Annotated in this window: 21 protein-coding genes; 16 read left to right on the forward strand and 5 right to left on the reverse strand. The window is 54.2% G+C overall.

The window, feature by feature from the left end:
* Positions 1–49 precede the first annotated feature (49 nt).
* The 8 genes from ACREYP_RS06620 (at position 50) to ACREYP_RS06655 (ending at position 7,187) form a co-directional block, all read left to right on the forward strand.
* Positions 50–721 carry an ArsR/SmtB family transcription factor gene (locus tag ACREYP_RS06620; protein WP_166862568.1) on the forward strand — a complete coding sequence of 224 codons (672 nt, stop codon included), beginning with the start codon at positions 50–52 and terminating at the stop codon, positions 719–721.
* A 21-nt stretch (positions 722–742) separates the two neighbouring features.
* Entirely contained in the window at positions 743–1,315 is a 573-nt protein-coding gene (locus tag ACREYP_RS06625) for a UbiX family flavin prenyltransferase (RefSeq protein WP_008459730.1), read from the forward strand.
* A gap of 287 nt (positions 1,316–1,602) precedes the next feature.
* Positions 1,603–2,385 carry an ABC transporter substrate-binding protein gene (argT, locus tag ACREYP_RS06630; RefSeq protein WP_498881203.1) on the forward strand — a complete coding sequence of 261 codons (783 nt, stop codon included), beginning with the start codon at positions 1,603–1,605 and terminating at the stop codon, positions 2,383–2,385.
* 191 nt (positions 2,386–2,576) lie between these two features.
* Positions 2,577–3,359, forward strand: a complete 783-nt coding sequence (gene hisJ / locus ACREYP_RS06635) for a histidine ABC transporter substrate-binding protein HisJ (RefSeq protein WP_008459733.1) — start codon at positions 2,577–2,579, stop codon at positions 3,357–3,359.
* A gap of 74 nt (positions 3,360–3,433) precedes the next feature.
* Complete coding sequence (locus ACREYP_RS06640; RefSeq protein WP_008459735.1) at positions 3,434–4,120, forward strand: histidine ABC transporter permease HisQ; 687 nt, start codon at positions 3,434–3,436, stop codon at positions 4,118–4,120.
* Positions 4,117–4,830 carry an ABC transporter permease gene (locus tag ACREYP_RS06645; RefSeq protein ID WP_008459736.1) on the forward strand — a complete coding sequence of 238 codons (714 nt, stop codon included), beginning with the start codon at positions 4,117–4,119 and terminating at the stop codon, positions 4,828–4,830. The genes ACREYP_RS06640 and ACREYP_RS06645 overlap by 4 nt, the downstream gene beginning before the upstream one ends.
* Before the next feature lie 10 nt (positions 4,831–4,840).
* Positions 4,841–5,614 (forward strand): histidine ABC transporter ATP-binding protein HisP, encoded by a 774-nt coding sequence (gene hisP, locus ACREYP_RS06650; RefSeq protein WP_008459737.1) that lies wholly within the window; start codon positions 4,841–4,843, stop codon positions 5,612–5,614.
* 154 nt (positions 5,615–5,768) lie between these two features.
* The gene (locus tag ACREYP_RS06655; protein ID WP_336819259.1) at positions 5,769–7,187 is read left to right on the forward strand and encodes a putative phage abortive infection protein; all 1,419 of its coding nucleotides are present in this window, start codon (positions 5,769–5,771) and stop codon (positions 7,185–7,187) included.
* 99 nt (positions 7,188–7,286) lie between these two features.
* On the opposite strand, the gene ACREYP_RS06660 is transcribed toward ACREYP_RS06655, so the two are convergent.
* From ACREYP_RS06660 to yfcG, 3 genes are all read right to left on the reverse strand, one after another.
* Positions 7,287–8,183 (reverse strand): TIGR01777 family oxidoreductase, encoded by an 897-nt coding sequence (locus ACREYP_RS06660; RefSeq protein ID WP_336819258.1) that lies wholly within the window; start codon positions 8,181–8,183, stop codon positions 7,287–7,289.
* Between the two features lie 23 nt (positions 8,184–8,206).
* On the reverse strand, positions 8,207–8,566 hold the full coding sequence (gene folX, locus ACREYP_RS06665) for a dihydroneopterin triphosphate 2'-epimerase (protein ID WP_192810979.1): 360 nt from the start codon (positions 8,564–8,566) through the stop codon (positions 8,207–8,209).
* Between the two features lie 77 nt (positions 8,567–8,643).
* On the reverse strand, positions 8,644–9,273 hold the full coding sequence (gene yfcG / locus ACREYP_RS06670) for a GSH-dependent disulfide bond oxidoreductase (RefSeq protein WP_336819257.1): 630 nt from the start codon (positions 9,271–9,273) through the stop codon (positions 8,644–8,646).
* A gap of 151 nt (positions 9,274–9,424) precedes the next feature.
* On the opposite strand from yfcG, the gene yfcF reads away from it, so the two are divergent.
* Genes yfcF through yfcD form a run of 3 tightly spaced genes read left to right on the forward strand, consistent with a single transcriptional unit; the run spans position 9,425 to position 11,279 of the window.
* Positions 9,425–10,069 (forward strand): glutathione transferase, encoded by a 645-nt coding sequence (yfcF, locus tag ACREYP_RS06675; RefSeq protein ID WP_008459745.1) that lies wholly within the window; start codon positions 9,425–9,427, stop codon positions 10,067–10,069.
* A 57-nt stretch (positions 10,070–10,126) separates the two neighbouring features.
* Positions 10,127–10,678, forward strand: a complete 552-nt coding sequence (gene yfcE / locus ACREYP_RS06680; RefSeq protein WP_008459747.1) for a phosphodiesterase — start codon at positions 10,127–10,129, stop codon at positions 10,676–10,678.
* Positions 10,679–10,736: 58 nt separating this feature from the next.
* Positions 10,737–11,279: an NUDIX hydrolase YfcD gene (gene yfcD, locus ACREYP_RS06685; RefSeq protein WP_039305105.1), complete on the forward strand. Its 543-nt coding sequence runs from the start codon at positions 10,737–10,739 to the stop codon at positions 11,277–11,279.
* A 57-nt stretch (positions 11,280–11,336) separates the two neighbouring features.
* Here the strand turns inward: yfcD and ACREYP_RS06690 are convergent, their stop codons facing one another.
* A complete protein-coding gene (locus tag ACREYP_RS06690) occupies positions 11,337–12,356 on the reverse strand; it encodes a LacI family DNA-binding transcriptional regulator (RefSeq protein ID WP_008459749.1) in 1,020 nt (339 codons plus the stop codon).
* Positions 12,357–12,612: 256 nt separating this feature from the next.
* Between ACREYP_RS06690 and ACREYP_RS06695 the strand changes: the two genes are divergently transcribed.
* The 5 genes from ACREYP_RS06695 to ACREYP_RS06715 all read left to right on the forward strand — a co-directional run bounded on the left by ACREYP_RS06695 (position 12,613) and on the right by ACREYP_RS06715 (position 16,609).
* Positions 12,613–13,056, forward strand: a complete 444-nt coding sequence (locus ACREYP_RS06695; RefSeq protein ID WP_336819256.1) for a PTS sugar transporter subunit IIA — start codon at positions 12,613–12,615, stop codon at positions 13,054–13,056.
* A gap of 85 nt (positions 13,057–13,141) precedes the next feature.
* The gene (locus tag ACREYP_RS06700; RefSeq protein ID WP_008459751.1) at positions 13,142–13,414 is read left to right on the forward strand and encodes a PTS sugar transporter subunit IIB; all 273 of its coding nucleotides are present in this window, start codon (positions 13,142–13,144) and stop codon (positions 13,412–13,414) included.
* 24 nt (positions 13,415–13,438) lie between these two features.
* Positions 13,439–14,830 carry a PTS ascorbate transporter subunit IIC gene (locus tag ACREYP_RS06705; RefSeq protein ID WP_008459752.1) on the forward strand — a complete coding sequence of 464 codons (1,392 nt, stop codon included), beginning with the start codon at positions 13,439–13,441 and terminating at the stop codon, positions 14,828–14,830.
* On the forward strand, positions 14,830–15,663 hold the full coding sequence (locus ACREYP_RS06710) for a transketolase (RefSeq protein WP_336819255.1): 834 nt from the start codon (positions 14,830–14,832) through the stop codon (positions 15,661–15,663). Before ACREYP_RS06705 ends, ACREYP_RS06710 begins: the two co-directional genes overlap by 1 nt.
* On the forward strand, positions 15,656–16,609 hold the full coding sequence (locus ACREYP_RS06715) for a transketolase family protein (RefSeq protein WP_008459755.1): 954 nt from the start codon (positions 15,656–15,658) through the stop codon (positions 16,607–16,609). Before ACREYP_RS06710 ends, ACREYP_RS06715 begins: the two co-directional genes overlap by 8 nt.
* 64 nt (positions 16,610–16,673) lie before the next feature.
* On the opposite strand, the gene pta is transcribed toward ACREYP_RS06715, so the two are convergent.
* Positions 16,674–18,815 carry a phosphate acetyltransferase gene (pta, locus tag ACREYP_RS06720; RefSeq protein WP_336819254.1) on the reverse strand — a complete coding sequence of 714 codons (2,142 nt, stop codon included), beginning with the start codon at positions 18,813–18,815 and terminating at the stop codon, positions 16,674–16,676.
* Between the last annotated feature and the right edge of the window lie 25 nt (positions 18,816–18,840).

The raw sequence follows: 18,840 nt of genomic DNA on the forward strand, positions 1-18,840 counted from the left end.
GGCGGCAATGCTAACATCGGCGGCGTTTGGCGGATAACGGGCAGCGTGGATGAAAAAAGTGATGGGGAGCCCGCAGGGCCAACTAGAAATACTGGCAGGTCTTGCTCGCGCGATGGCGCATCCCCATCGTCTTGCCTTGCTGGAGGCCGTTTTTCAGCACGAAAGTTCAGTTGAGCAACTGGCAGAGACAACCGGCCTTTCCGTGACCAATACCTCCCAGCATTTACAGCAGCTCAGGCGGGCCGGGTTCGTACAGTCGCGGCGCGTCGGGAAGCAGGTTTTTTACCGCGAAGGCGAAGGGCCGGTGGCAAACGTGCTTTCTGCTCTGCACAATTTTAATACCTGGCAGCACAGCGAAATGCAGCGCGTTGCGACGGAGAGTCTCTACAACCCGCAGCGGCTGGAGGGGGTTTCCATTGAAGCGCTGCTGGCCAGGCTGGAGCAGGGCGCGTTGTTGCTGGATGTTCGCTCCGCGGAAGATTATTCCGCCGGCCATATTCCCGGTGCGCTGAATATTCCGCTGGAGAAGCTGGAGCAGCACCTGTCTGATTTACCTCGCGACAGGGATATTCTGGCCTACTGCGGCGGGCGTTTCTGCGTACTTTCCAGACAGGCAGTGGCGTTTCTGCGCCAGAAAGACTTTATGGTGCAGCGCGTGGATGATGGTTTTCCTGGCTGGCAGGCGGCCGGGTTGCGAGTTGAGTCGAAATGGTCATCCTGAAAGGGTGAGAAAAGGTGATGAATGAAACGACTGATTGTCGGTATTTCCGGCGCAAGCGGCGCCATTTACGGGGTGCGTTTACTGCAGATCCTCCAGCAGCTGCCGGAGGTGGAAAGCCACCTGGTGATGAGCAATGCGGCGCGCCAGACGCTGGCGCTGGAAACCGATTACTCGCTGCGTGATGTGCAGGCCCTGGCGGATGTTGTGCACGACTCACGGGATATCGCCTCCAGCATCTCCTCTGGTTCGTTTAAGACCATGGGGATGGCGGTGCTGCCGTGCTCGATTAAAACGCTGTCCGGCATCGTGCACAGCTATACGGACGGGCTGCTGACCCGTGCGGCGGACGTAGTGCTGAAAGAGCGTCGCCCGCTGGTGCTTTGCATTCGCGAAACGCCGTTGCACCTCGGGCACCTGCGCCTGATGACCCAGGCGTCCGAGCTGGGCGCGGTGATCATGCCGCCAGTGCCGGCTTTTTATCATCGCCCGCAAACGCTGCAGGATATTGTCGACCAGACGGTCAACCGGGTGCTGGATCAGTTTGACCTTGAGCTGCCCGAAGACCTGTTCGTTCGCTGGGGTGAACACAAGTAATGCACTGCTGCGGTGCATCACAAAATGATTGCCTCATTATGGGGCAATTCTGCAACGCCGATCGCTTTTAGAAGATTTAATCCTCGAAAACCGCCTTCCCCTCTAGTCCCGCTTCCCAGACCTGCTATCTTTCAAACTAGCGCGAAGTTGCAACGTTTTATTAACATAAATCAGCGGCTTTTTTCCACGCAGGGAAAAGTGGCATGAGAACTGCAACTCTCCGTATGCAAAGGCATTACCACACAACAAGACATCACAAATAAGAAAGCCAAACTTGAGGGTATCGTATGAAGAAGTCGGTTCTTGCACTGTCTTTACTGCTCGGCCTGTCCAGCGCAGCCAGCGTGTTTGCAGCGATTCCGCAAAACGTCCGCATTGGTACCGACGCGACCTACGCGCCATTCTCTTCGAAAGACGCGAAAGGCGATTTTGTTGGGTTTGATATCGATCTGGGTAACGAACTTTGCAAGCGCATTCAGACCAAATGTACCTGGGTTGGCAGCGACTTTGATTCCCTGATCCCGTCGCTGAAAGCGAAGAAAATTGACGCCATTATCTCGTCTCTGTCGATCACTGAAAAACGCCAGCAGGAGATCCTTTTCTCCAACAAGCTGTACGCGGCGGATTCCCGCCTGATCGCGGCCAAAGGTTCCCCGATTCAGCCGACGCTCGAATCGCTGAAAGGCAAGCACGTTGGGGTGCTGCAGGGCTCCATTCAGGAGACCTACGGCAACGCTGAATGGCGCCCGAAAGGCGTTGATGTGGTGGCCTACGCCAACCAGGATTTGATTTACTCTGACCTCGCTGCAGGGCGCCTGGATGCGGCATTCCAGGACGAAGTTGCCGGGAGCGAAGGCTTCCTGAAACAGCCTGCCGGGAAAGACTATGCCTTTGCCGGTCCGTCCGTGAAGGACAAAAAATACTTCGGCGATGGGACCGGGATCGGCCTGCGTAAAGATGACGTTGAGCTGAAGGCCGCGTTTGACAAAGTGCTGGCTGAAATGCGTAAAGACGGGACTTACGACAAACTGGCGAAAAAGTACTTCGACTTTAATGTTTACGGCGAATAAGTTTATCCCTTAGTCTGTAGCCCGGTTTTGAATATATTCTTAACCGGGCAGGATAACTATGCAGTGGTGCAGCCCCGTTCCGGCTGCACCGTTATGGTGCGAAAACGGTTTGTTCGCAACGTGTTGCGTAAGTTTTCCCTGTTTGTAGTGGGTGTGAGCCTTAAGTAACGGACAGTCTATTGAGGATAATTATGAAAAAGCTGGTTTTGTCTCTTTCTCTGGTGCTGGCGTTTTCCAGCGTGACCACAGCATTCGCTGCCATTCCGAAAACCCTGCGGATTGGCACGGACCCAACCTATGCGCCATTTGAATCCAAAAATGCTCAGGGCCAGCTGATCGGCTTTGATATCGATTTGGCGAAAGAACTCTGCAAGCGCATTAACACCCAATGTACCTTCGTTGAAAACCCATTGGATGCGCTGATCCCGTCGCTGAAAGCGAAGAAGATCGACGCCATCATGTCTTCGTTGTCCATCACCGAGAAACGCCAGCAGGAAATTGCGTTTACCGACAAGCTGTACGCGGCAGATTCTCGTCTGGTGGTGGCCAAGGGTTCCCCGATTCAGCCGACCCTTGAGTCGCTGAAAGGCAAGCGCGTCGGCGTGCTGCAGGGCACCACGCAGGAAACCTACGGCAATGAACACTGGGCGCCGAAAGGCATCGAAATTGTCTCCTATCAGGGACAGGATTCCATTTACGCCGACCTGGCTGCCGGACGTATTGACGCCGCCTTCCAGGATGAAGTCGCCGCCAGCGAAGGCTTCCTGAAGCAGCCGGTGGGCAAAAACTATCAGTTCGGTGGCCCGTCCATCAAAGACGACAAGCTGTTTGGCGTAGGCACCGGCATGGGCCTGCGTAAAGAAGATAACGAACTGCGTGAGGCGCTGAACAAGGCGTTCGCGGAGATGCGTAAAGACGGCACTTACGACAAGTTAGCGAAGCCGTACTTTGATTTTAATGTGTATGGTGAATAAGCCTTACCGGTGACAAAGGCCCCGCGTCAGACGGGGCCCAATAAGCAGCAAACACTGACGACAGGATACGCACCATGTTGTATGGCTTTTCCGAAGTAATTTTCAAAGGGGCTCTGGTTACGCTTGAGCTGGCGCTCGCCTCGGTTGTCCTTTCCGTGCTGATTGGGCTTGCCGGTGCTGGTGCAAAACTGTCCAAAAATCGCCCACTCGCTTTGCTGTTTGAAGGCTACACCACGCTGATTCGCGGTGTGCCTGATCTGGTGCTGATGCTGTTAATTTTCTACGGGCTGCAGATGCTGCTCAACAGCATTACAGATGCGCTGGGAATGGCGCAGTTTGATATCGACCCAATGATCGCCGGGATCATCACGCTCGGTTTTATCTACGGGGCTTATTTCACCGAAACCTTCCGTGGGGCCTATCTTGCCGTGCCGAAGGGCCATATTGAGGCGGCCACCGCCTTTGGCTTTACCGGGTCACAAACTTTCCGCCGTATTCTGTTCCCGGCCATGATGCGTTACGCGCTGCCGGGCATAGGTAACAACTGGCAGGTGATCCTCAAAGCCACCGCGCTGGTTTCTCTGCTTGGCCTGGAAGACGTGGTGAAAGCCACGCAGCTCGCCGGGAAAAGCACCTGGCAGCCGTTCTACTTCGCGATTGTCGCCGGGATTATCTACCTGGTCTTTACCACGGTTTCAAACGGAGTGCTGCTCTGGCTTGAACGCCGCTATTCCGTTGGCGTGAAGAGGGCCGAGCTATGATCGATATTATTCACGATTACTGGCAGTCGCTGCTGTGGACGGACGGTTACCGCTTTACGGGCGTCGCCATTACGCTGTGGCTATTGATTACGTCCGTGGTGATGGGCGGAATTCTGGCGCTGTTCCTCGCCATTGGGCGAGTGTCCAGCAACAAATTTATTTCGTTCCCCATCTGGCTCTTTACCTACGTATTCCGCGGTACGCCGCTCTACGTGCAGTTGCTGGTTTTCTATTCCGGGATGTACACGCTGGAGATAGTCAAAGGGACGGAGCTGCTGAACGCGTTCTTCCGCAGCGGCCTGAACTGTACCGTACTGGCGCTGACGCTCAACACCTGCGCCTACACCACGGAGATTTTCGCCGGTGCTATTCGCTCGGTTCCGCACGGTGATATTGAAGCGGCGCGCGCTTACGGCTTCTCAAAAGTGAAAATGTACCGCTGTATTATTCTGCCTTCCGCGCTGCGTATTGCGCTGCCGGCCTACAGCAACGAAGTGATCCTGATGCTGCACTCTACGGCGCTGGCGTTTACCGCCACGGTGCCGGATCTGCTCAAGATTGCCCGTGATATCAACTCCGCAACCTACCAGCCGTTTACCGCGTTTGGCATCGCGGCCGTGCTGTATTTGATTATCTCTTATGTGCTGATAAGCCTGTTCCGCAAAGCGGAAAAACGCTGGCTGCAGCACGTTAAACCCGTTTCGCACTGAGTGACTTCTGATGGCTGAAATTAAATTAAACGTAACGGATCTGCACAAACGCTACGGCGAACATGAAGTGCTCAAAGGGGTGTCTCTGAAGGCTAACGCCGGGGACGTGATCAGCATCATCGGTTCGTCTGGCTCGGGCAAAAGTACCTTTTTGCGCTGCATTAACTTCCTTGAAAAACCAAGTGAAGGCACGATTGTGGTCAGCAACCAGAACATCAATCTGGTGCGGGACAAAGACGGCCAGCTCAAAGTCGCCGACAAAAACCAGCTGCGCCTGCTGCGCACTCGCCTGACGATGGTGTTCCAGCACTTCAACCTGTGGAGCCACATGACGGTGCTGGAAAACGTGATGGAAGCGCCTATTCAGGTGCTTGGACTGAGCAAGCAGGAATCAAAAGAACGGGCGATTAAGTACCTGGCCAAAGTCGGCATCGACGAGCGTCAGTACGTTAAATACCCGGTGCATCTGTCCGGTGGCCAGCAGCAGCGCGTTTCCATTGCCCGTGCGCTGGCGATGGAGCCGGAAGTGCTACTGTTTGACGAGCCTACTTCGGCGCTTGACCCGGAGCTGGTGGGCGAAGTCCTGCGCATTATGCAGAAGCTGGCGGAGGAGGGGAAAACCATGGTGGTGGTCACCCACGAGATGGACTTTGCCCGGCATGTTTCCAGCCACGTCATCTTCCTGCATCAGGGCCGCATTGAAGAAGAAGGCCCGCCAGCCGAGCTGTTTGGCAGCCCTAAGAGCGCTCGACTGCAGCAGTTCCTTTCTGGTTCGTTGAAGTAATCTCTTTCTTTTTTCATTTACTCTCTCCCCCTAAGTTAAATTTTTCTTAGGGGGATATTTTTGAACTGAACTATATCAATATCTTTTTCTTTCAATAGAATATGGGTGTCTATTGCGAATTGCATTTTGCTCTGGTTTACAGGATAAGATAGAAATGGCGTTACGGAAGATGTGCGAGCTGATAAAGCAAAGTCGGAAAACATTCAGCGTTGCCTTAGTTATTATCATCTTTGATTTTTTTATTTTCCTTTGGGCCGTCTGGAAAACTGAATGGAAAGAATTCGCTATTGCCTGTATTTCTGTTGTCAGTGCAGTAGGCACTGGTTGGGCCGCGATCGCAGCGAGTCAGAGCGCAAGGTCATCTAATCGATCGCTTGAAGTAACAGAACGTATTGCACGTGAAAATATAGCCTTAGCGGAAGAAACGCTAAAAGAGTCCCAAGCGACTAACCGTCGGAATATATTTGAGCAGCGTTTTAGCCTACTCCTGGAACAGCATAACTTCTATCATAATAAAGTTTGTGACCTTATTGATACGAATATTGGTAAACAGAGGAGCAAAGAGTTTCTCATTTTTAATGATAGATTTACTAACGGAAGTTTGGATTCTTCGTTGAAGTATCTAACGGGGCATAAGGTATTAAGCCCCTATATGAGAACACTTTACCACTTGTTAAAATTTATAGATGAGGAATTTTTCGATCCTCAAGGAGCTGTTGAAGCGAAAAAGGTCTATTCATCGCCATTGAGATCAGTGATCCGTAACGATATTCTCTATTTAATTGCCGTTAATGCTTTAAACGTGAAGTCAGAATCAATGCAAAAATCTGGATATCCTAAGTATCAGCAACTGCTGCACAAGTTTGACTTTTTTGAACACGCAGTTTTCTATGATCCTTTAGAACCTAATGTGTTTTCCTATGATGCCAATCCAGTCAATCTACTATCAAATAAGCTGAATGTATCGGTTGAGGAGTACTCTAACATGATGTTTTCTTTGGCGGAAAATATGGATTTTGAAAATTGTGATGTTAATTTTATTAGCCCCGCTATTATATGTATAACAATCTATAAGAATCCCTTTCAGAAGTATGTGAAAAAAGCATTTTATAACTCATTTCTTTCATTTGAAAGTAAGGTTTACTCGTGCTTTGAAAATAACAAGAAAAGACACGATGACTGTGTTGATGCTATAAAGGGGTGGGCTAATGGTTATTTTTTTTATGAGTCACTTGGTGATTGGTTTGAAAATAATGAGTATAGGATGAAAATGGGTGTCAAGGCCATCGAAAATAATAATGAGCGCCTCGCAAGGAAATTTACTGGTGATCGTTTTGTTAGTTCTAGTGAATACATTGAAAATTTTAATTTTAAAGATACCACAACGGGCTCACCAACATATGAAACTCTGAAAAATTGGGCCCTGACTATTAAAAAACTGAGAGTCGCTGTGGATCATTATTATGCTGCAGATAAGTGTTTGCTTTCCAGAAAGAAAGTCAAACAGCATACTCGTCAACAGTTTAAAAATAATATTAAAAGAATCTTTAGTTACAATATACCAATGCACTGATGTTAATTCTGATACGAGTATGTTGGATGGAGTAGATGAAATAACAAAAGTCCACATTCAGGTGCGAGGGAAGTTGTATCTATTATTTTCCCGTGGGTACTATTTTTGTATCACATCCGCCAGAGCTTCATCTAAATCAAACCAGCGGAAGCCAAAGCCGGATTCCTCAAGGCGTTTAGGCAGCGCCCGCTGCCCGCCGAGCACTAACACCGAAGATTCCCCCATCAGAAGACGAATGGCCGTGGCCGGGGCGCGAAGTATCGCCGGGCGCTTGAGGGCATGGCCGAGAGCATGGGAAAACTGTTCGTTACGAACCGGGTAAGGGGAAACCAGATTAAACGGCCCGCGCAGGTCGTTATCCAGCAGCCAGAGAATGCCGTTTACCATATCGTCGATGTGGATCCACGCCAGATACTGCCTGCCATTGCCGATGGGGCCGCCGAGCCCCAGCCGGAACAGCGGCAGCATTTTGGCCAGAATTCCGCCTTTGGGGGCTAAAACAACGCCGGTACGTAACAGGCAAACTCGCGTCTTTTCACTTTGCGCACCACAGGCGATTTGCTCCCAGCGGGCGCAAAGTTTGTGGGTAAATTCGTTGTGGGGAGGTTCGTCTTCGGTAACGACCACTTCGCCAAGGTCGCCGTAATAGCCGGTGGCTGACCCGGAAATGAAGACTTTGGGCGGCTGCTGGCTGGCTTTAAACAGCTCGACCAGCCGCTCGGTGATTTGCCAGCGGCTCTGGCACAGGCGCTGCTTTTGCTCCTCGCTCCAGCGCTTATCGGCGATCGGCTCCCCGGCCAGGTTGATGACCGCGTCAAAGGCGTCGAGATTCTGTAAGCCGTCGAGTCCTTTGAGCAGTACGACGCGATTATTCAGCCGCTTGCGGGCCTTTTCCGGCTCACGTGTGACGACCGAAACAGTATGGCCCAGCTCGAGCAGGCGAGCTGTCAGGTGGCGGCCAATCAGCCCGCTGCCGCCGGTAATCAGGATCTCCATACTTTCCTCCCACCTGGACGCGCTTATCGCCGCCAGCTCAGGGTCATGGATACCGAGTCGGCATAGCGGAGCGCGTGAAGTTTATCGATCTCTACTTCAGCATATGTCACCCACGGGTGGGCGCATGCGATGTTCAGCACATCCTGAGTTAATTTTTCCAGCAGGGAGAAGCGGTTATTCTCAACCAGCTGGATGATGTCTTTGGTCACGGTGCGGTAGTTCAGCGCGTCGTTGATGTCTTCACTCTCCCTGGCTTTGCCCGCTGGGTAGTGGAGAGCGACGTTAATCACGACATCCTGCCGGTTGGCGATCTCTTCTTCTTTGATACCAATAAAAGTCCGCAGGCGCAGGTTTTTAATGCGAATAATGGCGTCTGGTTGCATGGATGACATTGCAGGTTCCTTATTAGTCTTTTCCCGCCACAGGATACACCAGCGCGGGAAAAAACCTGAACCGGGGATTATCCCTTCTCTGCCTGCTGATAAGCCTTCACGGTGGCAGGCCGGGTGCGGATCCGCTCAAACCAGTTCCTTACCGCCGGGAAATTGGCGAGGTCAACGCGCTGGCGCTCATGGGACACCACCCAGGGATAAGTCGCGATGTCCGCAATGCTGTAATCGTGGCCGCCAAGCCACGGGGCTTTTTCCAGCTGTTTATTGAGTACGCCGTAAAGACGCTGGGTTTCAACCTGGTAGCGCTCGATAGCATAAGGGACGGGCTGCGGAGCAAAGTGGTTGAAATGGTGATTCTGGCCCAGCATCGGGCCGAAGCCGCCGACCTGCCAGAAAAGCCACTGCAGCGTGGCATGGCGGGCGCGCAGTTCTTTGCTGAGGAGTAACCCGGTTTTATCCGCCAGATAAAGCAAAATTTCGCCGGACTCAAAGAGACTTAAAGGCTCGCCGCCGTCGGCCGGTTTGTTATCCACGATGGCAGGAATTTTGTTATTCGGCGAGATAGCCAAAAAATCCGGGCGAAACTGTTCGCCTTTGCCGATATCGACCCGGTGGATTTTGTACTCCAGGCCGGCCTCTTCCAGAAACAGGGTAATTTTATGGCCGTTTGGGGTAGGCGCATAATAAAGTTCGATCATGGTCACTCCAGGGGTTAGTCCATTTTGGCAAATGTTTCGAGTATAGAAGTTATTGCTATTTCTGCACCGCAATGGTGCGTTTTAAGCGGATGACAAAACGCTTTTTTCGCTCTATGTTCAATAACCTGTCGCGCGAATAAGTGAGGATATGATGAGCCAGCCTGCCATTACGTTGTGGACCGATAGCCAGTGTTTCAGCCCCTATGTGCTTTCCGTTTTTGTTGCGCTGAAAGAGAAAGGACTCGCCTTTGCGCTGCAAACCATCGACCTCGCCAGTGGCCAGAATTTAAAGCCTGGCTGGAAGGGGTTTGATCTGACTCGCCGCGTGCCGGTGCTGGCGGTTGGCGATTTTGTGCTCAGCGAATCCTCCGCCATTGATGAATATCTGGAAGAGCGTTTTGCGCCGCCGACGTGGGAACGCATTTATCCTCATGACATTGAAAAACGCGCCCGGGCGCGGCAGGTGCAGGCGTGGCTGCGCAGCGACTTAATGCCCATTCGGGAAGAGCGCTCCACGGCCGTGGTCTTTGCCGGCGAGAAGAAACCGGCGCTAAGCCCGGCGGGCCAACGGGCTGCAGAGAAGTTAATCGCTACCGCAGAGCATTTGCTCCCGCAAGGGCAGCAAAATTTGTTTGGTGAATGGTCTATCGCCGACACCGACTTGGCGCTAATGCTCAACCGTCTGATCCTGAACGGGGATGAAGTGCCTGAGCGGCTGAAAGAGTATGCGAGCTTTCAGTGGCAGCGCGCGTCGGTGCAGCTTTGGCTGGCGCAGTCGGCCAAAAACGCAGGCTGATAGTGGGCGGGGAATTCGTTATCATTGGCGGATTGTCATTACTGGAGCCAGGGATAAATGAAACTGATGTTTGCTTCGGACCTTCACGGTTCGCTACCCGCTACGGAAAAAGTCCTGGAACGTTTTGCACACAGCGGCGCGAAATGGCTGGTTATTCTGGGCGACTTACTGAATCACGGTCCTCGGAACGCGTTGCCCGAAGGCTATAATCCTCCGGCGGTGGCGCAGTGCCTGAATAGCGTTGCCGATAAGATTATCGCGGTGCGCGGAAACTGCGACAGCGAAGTGGACCAGATGCTGCTCCAGTTTCCGATTACCGCGCCCTGGCAGCAGGTTTTGCTGGCGGAGCAGCGGCTTTTTCTGACCCACGGGCATCTTTATCATCCTGGGCATTTGCCGCCGCTGTCCGCTGGCGATGTTCTGATTTTCGGCCATACGCATCTTCCGGTTGCAGAAAAGCACGAACAGATCTATTTGTTTAATCCAGGCTCTGTCAGCATACCGAAGGGCGGTTTTGAGGCCAGTTACGGGATGCTGGATGATGGTGTTCTGACCGTTCGCACGCTGGAGAGTGATGGGGTTATTGCACAGGTGCGTATTACCCCGTAACGTTGACAGGTTAATCCAATAACGCGCCGTAAGAGCGCCCCTGAATAAGGTTTCCCTGATGGTGGAACAGAGTCATTTTGTCGGCACGGAATGGGTAGATATTGTTAATGAGGACAATGAGGTCATCGCACAGGCAAGCCGCGAGCAAATGCGTGCGCAGCGGCTGCGTCATCGCGCGACCTATATTGTTGTTCACGATGGCATGGGCAAAATTCTGGTGCAGCGTCGCACCGAAATTAAAGACTTCATGCCGGGCATGCTGGATGCTACCGCAGGCGGCGTAGTACAGGCGGATGAACAAATGCTCGAGTCAGCTCGCCGCGAGGCGGAAGAAGAGCTGGGTATTGCCGGCGTGCCGTTCGCGGAACACGGGCAGTTCTACTTCGAAGACGATAGCTGCCGCGTTTGGGGCGGGCTTTTTAGCTGCGTGTCCCACGGGCCTTTCGCGCTGCAGGAAGAAGAAGTCAGCGAAGTGAGCTGGATGTCCCCGGAAGAGATCACCGCGCGCTGTGACGAATTTACCCCTGATTCGCTGAAGGCGCTGGCGCTGTGGATGACCCGCAACGCCAAAAACGAGTCACAAAGCGAAGAAAGCGAGTAATTGTTGGCCCTCACCCCGATCCTTTTCCAGCCAGGAGGGGACCTGGGTGAGGGAAAATCAGCAGCTCTCCCGCATGCACAGCGATGACGCGATAGTCGGGCTTCTGTCCCATTCTTCTTCGTTAATTCTTGCCAACAGCGCTCGCCCGGCTTCAATCCCAATCTTACGATGCGGTACCGCAATGGTGGTCAGCGCGGGCTGGCACACGCGGCTCACGTCGCTGTCGCCAAACCCGACGATGGCTAAGTCGTCAGGCACTTTGATGCGCCTGCGCTGGCATTCGTACAGCGCGCCGCAGGCCAGCTCATCCGACACGCAAACCAGCGCATCCAGCTCCGGCCAGGCCAGCAAAAACTCGGGTAGCTGTGCGGCCCCGGTGGAGAAATTCGGCGGCGCGGCAGCGTTGATCACCCTGTTGGGCGACATATGGTGGCGCAGCATCGCTTTGTACCAGCCTTGAAGGTGCTGCTGGAAAATCCACTGTTCCTGGTTCGCGCACAGTAGCCCGATATTCTGATAGCCCCGGTGGATGAGCATTTCCGTCAGTTCAAACATGGCGGCGACGTTATCAATGCCGATGTTCATGTCCAGCGGATCGGCGCGGGTGGCACCGATTTCGAGCACAGGAATGCTGGCGTGTTTCAGCCAGCCTCGCACCGTGTCGCTGTGTTCCACGCTCAGTAGGATCGCCGCGGCAATATTGGACGCCAGTAGGGTTTCCAGCAGCTTCTCCTCCTGCTCCAGCCGGTGCTGGGATTCTGCCAGGACTATCTGATACCCCGCAGGCTGCAGCACCTGCTGCAGGCCGGCAAACATTTCACTGCAGCCGGATTCTGCCAGGCTTGGGACCACCATTGCAATGGTGTACGAGGAGGCGGAGGCCAGCGCGCTTGCCGCCAGGTTGGGCATATAACCCAGCTCGGAAACCGCCGCTTCGATTTTTTCGCGTAATTTGTCGGAAACCTGCTCCGGGGTTCTTAGCGCTCGCGAAACGGTCATAGTACCGACTCCGGCGAGCTGAGCCACATCTGCAAGCGTCACCTTACCGGTACTTCGCCGCTTTCGGGTTATGGACATTGTGATTCCTGATTCTCGACCTGAAAAACGCCAGGCTGACGTTGGCCCCTGAAAACGAAGGGGAAATATCGCTCAAGTATACGCCTGAAATCGTGCGCCTAAATGCGATTTAACACAATGATTGCAATTTGATAGCGCTATCACAAAATCGAGTGATAGTTATTGGTAGCGCTATCTTTGTGATATCAATCACAGTTAAACCCAGGGCCGTTGAATAAAGTTTGCCCATCATCAATGTCGATTTCGAGAGGTTATCGTGCTCAACCAATGGCTGCATCCGCAGACTATTCAGCTTCAGGAAGAGGTCGCAAACTGGCAGCAGGCGCTGGAGATTAGCGCCCGGCCGCTGCTGGACGCGGGGATTATTGCGCCCCATTACCTGACGGCCATTATGCAGCAGCACCAAAAGCTTGGGCCGTACTATGTGCTGGCACCGGGCCTGGCGATGCCGCATGCGCGTCCGGAAGAGGGCGCGACCGGGCTTGGCCTGTCGCTGCTGAAGCTGAAGCGGGGCGTGAGCTTTCATTCTGAGGGGAACGACCCGGTGGACGTCATTATTATGCTGGCGGCCCCGGACAGCCATAGCCATATTGAAATGATTTCTGCGCTCGCTGAGCTATTTTCCAGCGACGAGGACATGGCGTTACTGCATCAGGCCAATAACCTGGAGGAAATACAAAAAATCATTAATCGATTCTAATTTTTTAATTTAACACCATAGGTTTTTACGTTGCATTGAAAAATGCGATGCGCTCTTACTCTACTAAAAATATAAGGTACACAAAATGAAGATAATGGCAATCTGCGGTTCCGGCCTCGGCAGTAGTTTTATGGTCGAAATGAATATTAAAAAGGTGCTTAAAAAACTCAATATTGAGGCAGAGGTTGAACACTCGGATTTATCTTCCGCCACGCCGGACGCGGCGGATGTGTTTGTGATGGCGAAAGATATTGCCGCCAGCGCGCGCCTGCCGGATAGCCAACTGGTGGTGATCAACAACATCATCGATATCAATGAGCTGGAAAATAAGCTGAGCGCTTATTTCGCCGGTCGTTAATCATAATAATAAGCGGAGGCGGATATGTTTATCCTTGGCACGCTGAATTTTATTGTTGATATTCTGAAGGTCCCGGCCATTCTCGTCGGGCTGATAGCCTTAATTGGTCTGGTAGCGCAAAAGAAGTCATTTTCTGATGTGGTGAAAGGCTCAATTAAAACCGTATTAGGTTTTATTGTTTTGGGCGGCGGTGCCACCGTATTAGTGGGGTCTTTGAATCCACTGGGCGGTATGTTTGAGCACGCCTTTAATATCCAGGGTATTATTCCGAATAATGAAGCGATTGTTTCTATCGCACTGGAGAAATACGGGGCATCCACGGCGCTGATCATGGCCTTCGGGATGGTGGCGAACATCATTGTGGCTCGCTTTACCCGCCTGAAGTACATCTTCCTGACCGGGCACCACACATTCTACATGGCGTGCATGATAAGCGTCATCCTGACCGTGGCGGGCTTTGAAGGCGTGGCGCTGGTGTTCACCGGGTCGCTGATCCTCGGGCTGATAATGGCGTTCTTCCCGGCCATTGCGCAGCGCTATATGCGCCGCATCACCGGCACCGATGATATCGGCTTTGGCCACTTCGGTACGCTGGGTTACGTCCTGTCCGGCTGGATCGGCAGCAAGTGCGGGAAAGGTTCGCGCTCAACGGAAGAGATGAACCTGCCGAAGAACCTCAGCTTCCTGCGTGACAGTTCAATCTCCATCTCCCTGACCATGATTGTCATCTACATGATCCTCGCGATTTGTGCAGGCCAGGCTTATGTAGAAGAGAAACTCAGCGGCGGCCAGAACTTCCTGGTTTACTCCATTATTCAGGCGATTACCTTTGCGGCCGGGGTGTTCATCATCCTGCAGGGCGTGCGCTTGATTCTGGCGGAAATCGTCCCGGCGTTTACCGGTTTCTCTGAGAAGCTGGTACCTAATGCACGTCCGGCGCTGGACTGCCCGGTGGTTTACCCTTATGCGCCGAATGCCGTGCTGGTGGGCTTCCTTTTCAGCTTCCTCGGCGGCCTGGTGGGCTTGTTTCTTTTAGGGCAGATGAAGCTGGTGCTGATTTTGCCGGGCGTGGTGCCTCACTTCTTTACCGGGGCGACAGCGGGCGTGTTTGGTAACGCTACCGGCGGCCGTCGCGGCGCGATGGTGGGGGCTTTTGCCAACGGGCTGCTGATCACCTTCCTGCCGGTCTTGCTGCTGCCTGTTCTGGGCGCGCTGGGCTTCGCCAACACAACCTTCTCCGACGCCGATTTTGGCGTGGTGGGGATTATCCTCGGCAACCTTGCACGCTTCCTGTCACCTGCGGCGATTACCGCAGTAGTGGTCGCCGTGTTTGCGGTACTGGTCGGGTTCAACTATCTGGGCAAAGGAAAAGGCACTCCTGCCGTACATACTGAAGACAAGACGGGGGCAAAATAATGAATGAACTGGCTGACGTCACGCGGTTTGCGCGCGACATCCGGGTAGAGACGCTGAAAGCACTCACCCAACTGGGGTTTGGCCATTACGGCGGCAGCATGTCGGTGGTCGAGACGCTGGCGGTGCTGTACGGCGACGTGATGAATATCGATCCGGGCGACCCTGACTGGGCTGAACGCGACTACTTTGTGCTGTCGAAGGGGCATGCTGGCCCGGCGCTGTACAGCACGCTGGCGCTGAAAGGGTATTTTCCTGTGGAGCAGTTGGCCACGCTAAACCAGAACGGTACCAGCCTGCCCAGCCACCCCGATCGGCTGAAAACGCGCGGTGTGGATGCGACCACAGGTTCGTTAGGGCAAGGGATTTCGATTGCTGCCGGCATGGCGCTGTCCCACAAACTGTCGCAGCGTCGCAACCGGGTCTTCAGCATTGTCGGCGACGGCGAGTTGAACGAGGGGCAGTGCTGGGAGGCTTTCCAGTTTATTGCTCATCACCGTCTTAACAATCTGACGGTGTTTGTGGACTGGAACAAACAGCAGCTGGACGGCGAGCTGGACGAAATCATCTGTGCTTTCGATCTGGCAGAGAAGTTCAGCGCCTTCGGGTTTGACGTGGTGCAGGTGAAAGGCGATGACATTCCCGGTTTGCTGGCGGCGGTGAAACCCGTTCGCAGCGGCGAACAGCGCCCTTTGCTGGTGATCCTCGACAGCATTAAAGGGCAGGGGGTGCCGTACCTTGAGCAACTGGGGAACTCCCACCATCTCCGCCTGACGGAGCAGTTAAAACAGGCGCTGGAGCAGGCCATCGCGCAACTGGAGGCGGCACATGATTAAGGTAAGTCAGAGCGGCGGCCAGGACGCCGTAGAAATGCGTAAAGTCTACGCCGGGTTTGTTCAGCAGCAGATTGGCGAAGGCAGCGGGATCATCGCGCTGGAAGCTGACCTGATGAGTTCGATGGCGATGGATGGCGTGCAGCGAGATAACCCGCAGCATGTGATTAACTGCGGCATCATGGAAGCCAACGTGATTGGCGTGGCGGCCGGGCTGTCGCTGACCGGCCGCAAACCGTTCGTCCACACCTTTACCGCCTTCGCCAGCCGCCGCTGCTTTGACCAGCTGTTTATGTCGCTGGATTACCAGCGGAATAACGTCAAGGTCATTGCTTCCGACGCCGGGGTGACGGCCTGCCATAACGGCGGGACCCATATGTCGTTTGAAGATATGGGCATTGTTCGCGGGCTGGCGCATTCTGTTGTGCTGGAAGTGACTGATGCGGTGATGTTTAAAGACATTCTGCGTCAGTTGATCGAGCTGGAAGGCTTCTACTGGGTGCGGACTATTCGCAAGCAGGCGGCGACGGTTTATGAGGCAGGTTCAACCTTCACCATCGGCAAAGGTAATGTGCTGCGTGAGGGAACGGATATCACGCTAATCGCCAACGGAATTATGGTTGCGGAAGCGCTGAAAGCGGCTCAGCAGCTGGAGCAGGAAGGGGTTAGCGCGGCGGTCATCGACATGTTTACCCTCAAGCCTATCGACCGCATGCTGGTGAAGAACTACGCCGAAAAAACCGGCCGAATTGTGACCTGTGAAAACCACAGTATTCACAACGGGCTGGGCTCAGCGGTGGCGGAAGTGCTGGTGGAAACCTGCCCGGTGCCGATGCGCAGAGTGGGCGTGAAGGAGCGTTACGGCCAGGTCGGGACTCAGGACTTCCTGCAGCAGGAGTATGGCCTGACGGCGGCAGATATCGTGCAGGCGGCGAAAGAGCTGCTGTAGCGGTTAAAGGTGACAGAAAAAGAAAAGGCAGCCAGATGGCTGCCTTTTTTGCGTCTCAGTGAGCTTACGCTTGCTGAGCGGACTGAATCGCGGTCAGCGCGATGGTGTAGACGATATCGTCCACCAGCGCGCCACGGGACAGATCGTTAACCGGCTTGCGCATACCCTGCAGCATTGGCCCGATGGAGATCAGGTCTGCAGAACGCTGTACCGCTTTGTAGGTGGTGTTCCCGGTGTTCAGGTCAGGGAAGATGAACACGGTCGCACGGCCCGCAACAGGAGAGTTTGGTGCCTTAGACTTAGCCACGTCAGCCATAACCGCAGCGTCGTACTGCAGTGGACCGTCGATGACCAGATCAGGGCGTTTTTCCTGAGCGATACGGGTGGCTTCACGCACTTTCTCAACGTCGCTACCCGCGCCGGAGTTACCGGTGGAGTAGGAGAGCATTGCGACGCGTGGGTCGATACCGAAGGCGGCAGCGGAGTCAGCGGACTGAATCGCGATTTCTGCCAGCTGTTCTGCGGTTGGATCCGGGTTGATCGCGCAGTCGCCGTAAACGTAAACCTGTTCAGGCAGCAGCATGAAGAACACGGAAGAGACCAGAGAACTGCCCGGTGCGGTTTTGATCAGCTGCAGCGGTGGACGGATGGTGTTGGCGGTGGTGTGAACCGCGCCGGAAACCAGGCCGTCAACTTCGTCCTGCTCGAGCATCAGGGTGCCCAGCACAACGTTGTCTTCCAGCTGCTCGCGGGCAACGGCTTCGGTCATGCCTTTGCTCTTACGCAGCTCAACCAGGCGGGCAACGTAGCTTTCGCGAACCACTTCCGGATCAACGATTTCGATGCCTGCACCCAGCTCAACGCCCTGCGCCGCAGCAACACGGGTGATTTCATCCGGGTTACCCAACAGAACACAGGTAGCGATACCGCGCTCAGCACAGATGGCTGCCGCTTTAACGGTACGCGGTTCGTCGCCTTCCGGCAGCACGACGCGTTTACCGGCTTTGCGAGCCAGTTCGGTCAGCTGGTAACGGAACGCTGGAGGAGACAGACGACGGCTGCGCTCGGAGGTCGCGGTCAGGGATTCGATCCAGTTAGCATCGATGTGGCTGGCCACATATTCCTGCACTTTTTCGATACGCTGATGGTCGTCGGTTGGGACTTCCAGGTTGAAGCTCTGCAGGCTCAGAGAGGTCTGCCAGGTGTTGGTTTCAACCATGAACAGCGGCAGGCCGGTAGCAAAAGCACGTTCGCACAGCTTGCTGATGCGTGGGTCCATTTCGTAACCACCGGTCAGCAGGATAGCGCCGATTTCCACGCCATTCATGGCGGCCAGGCAGGCAGCAACCAGCACATCCGGGCGATCTGCGGAGGTAACCAGCAGAGAGCCAGGGCGGAAGTGTTCCAGCATGTGCGGAATGCTGCGCGCACAGAAGGTCACGGACTTCACGCGGCGGGTGTTGATGTCGCCTTCGTTAACGATGGTGGCGTTCAGGTGGCGAGCCATGTCGATTGCGCGGGTGGCAATCAGTTCGAAGCTCCACGGCACGCAGCCCAGAACCGGGAGCGGGCTGTCGGCAAACAGCAGCTTAGGATCGATGTTCGCGATGCTTGCTTTGCTGGAATCGTCGAAGATTTCGGACAGATCCGGACGGGTACGGCCCTGCTCATCAACCGGGGCATTCAGTTTGTTAATGATAACGCCGGTGATGTTGGTGTTCTTGCTGCCGCCGAAGCTGCTGCGAGTCAGTTCGATACGCTCTTTCAGCTGCTCCGGAGAGTCGTTGCCCAGAGACATTACGAAGACGATTTCTGCGTTCAGGGTTTTGGCGATTTCATAGTTCAGCGCCTGCGCAAACTGGTGTTTACGGGTTGGCACCAGGCCTTCAACCAGTACAACTTCAGCATCTTTGCTGCTGTTGTGGTAGTTGGCGATGATCTCTTCCATCAGCACATCCTGCTGGTTGCTGGACAGCAGAGACTCAACGTGGCTCATGTGCAGCGGCTCAGCGGCCGGGATGGTGGAGTTAGCACGGATGATGCTGGTGGTCTGGTCCGGCGTATCACCACCGGTACGCGGCTGGGCGATAGGTTTGAACACGCTCAGGCGAACGCCTTTTTGTTCCATAGCACGGATAACGCCAAGGCTTACGCTGGTAAGGCCGACGCTGGTTCCGGTAGGGATCAGCATAATAGTACGGGACACGGTATAACCTCTTTCGTTTTCGCGA

The organism is Enterobacter sp. TMH.L2 (assembly GCF_050847315.1).
Classification (GTDB): domain Bacteria; phylum Pseudomonadota; class Gammaproteobacteria; order Enterobacterales; family Enterobacteriaceae; genus Cedecea.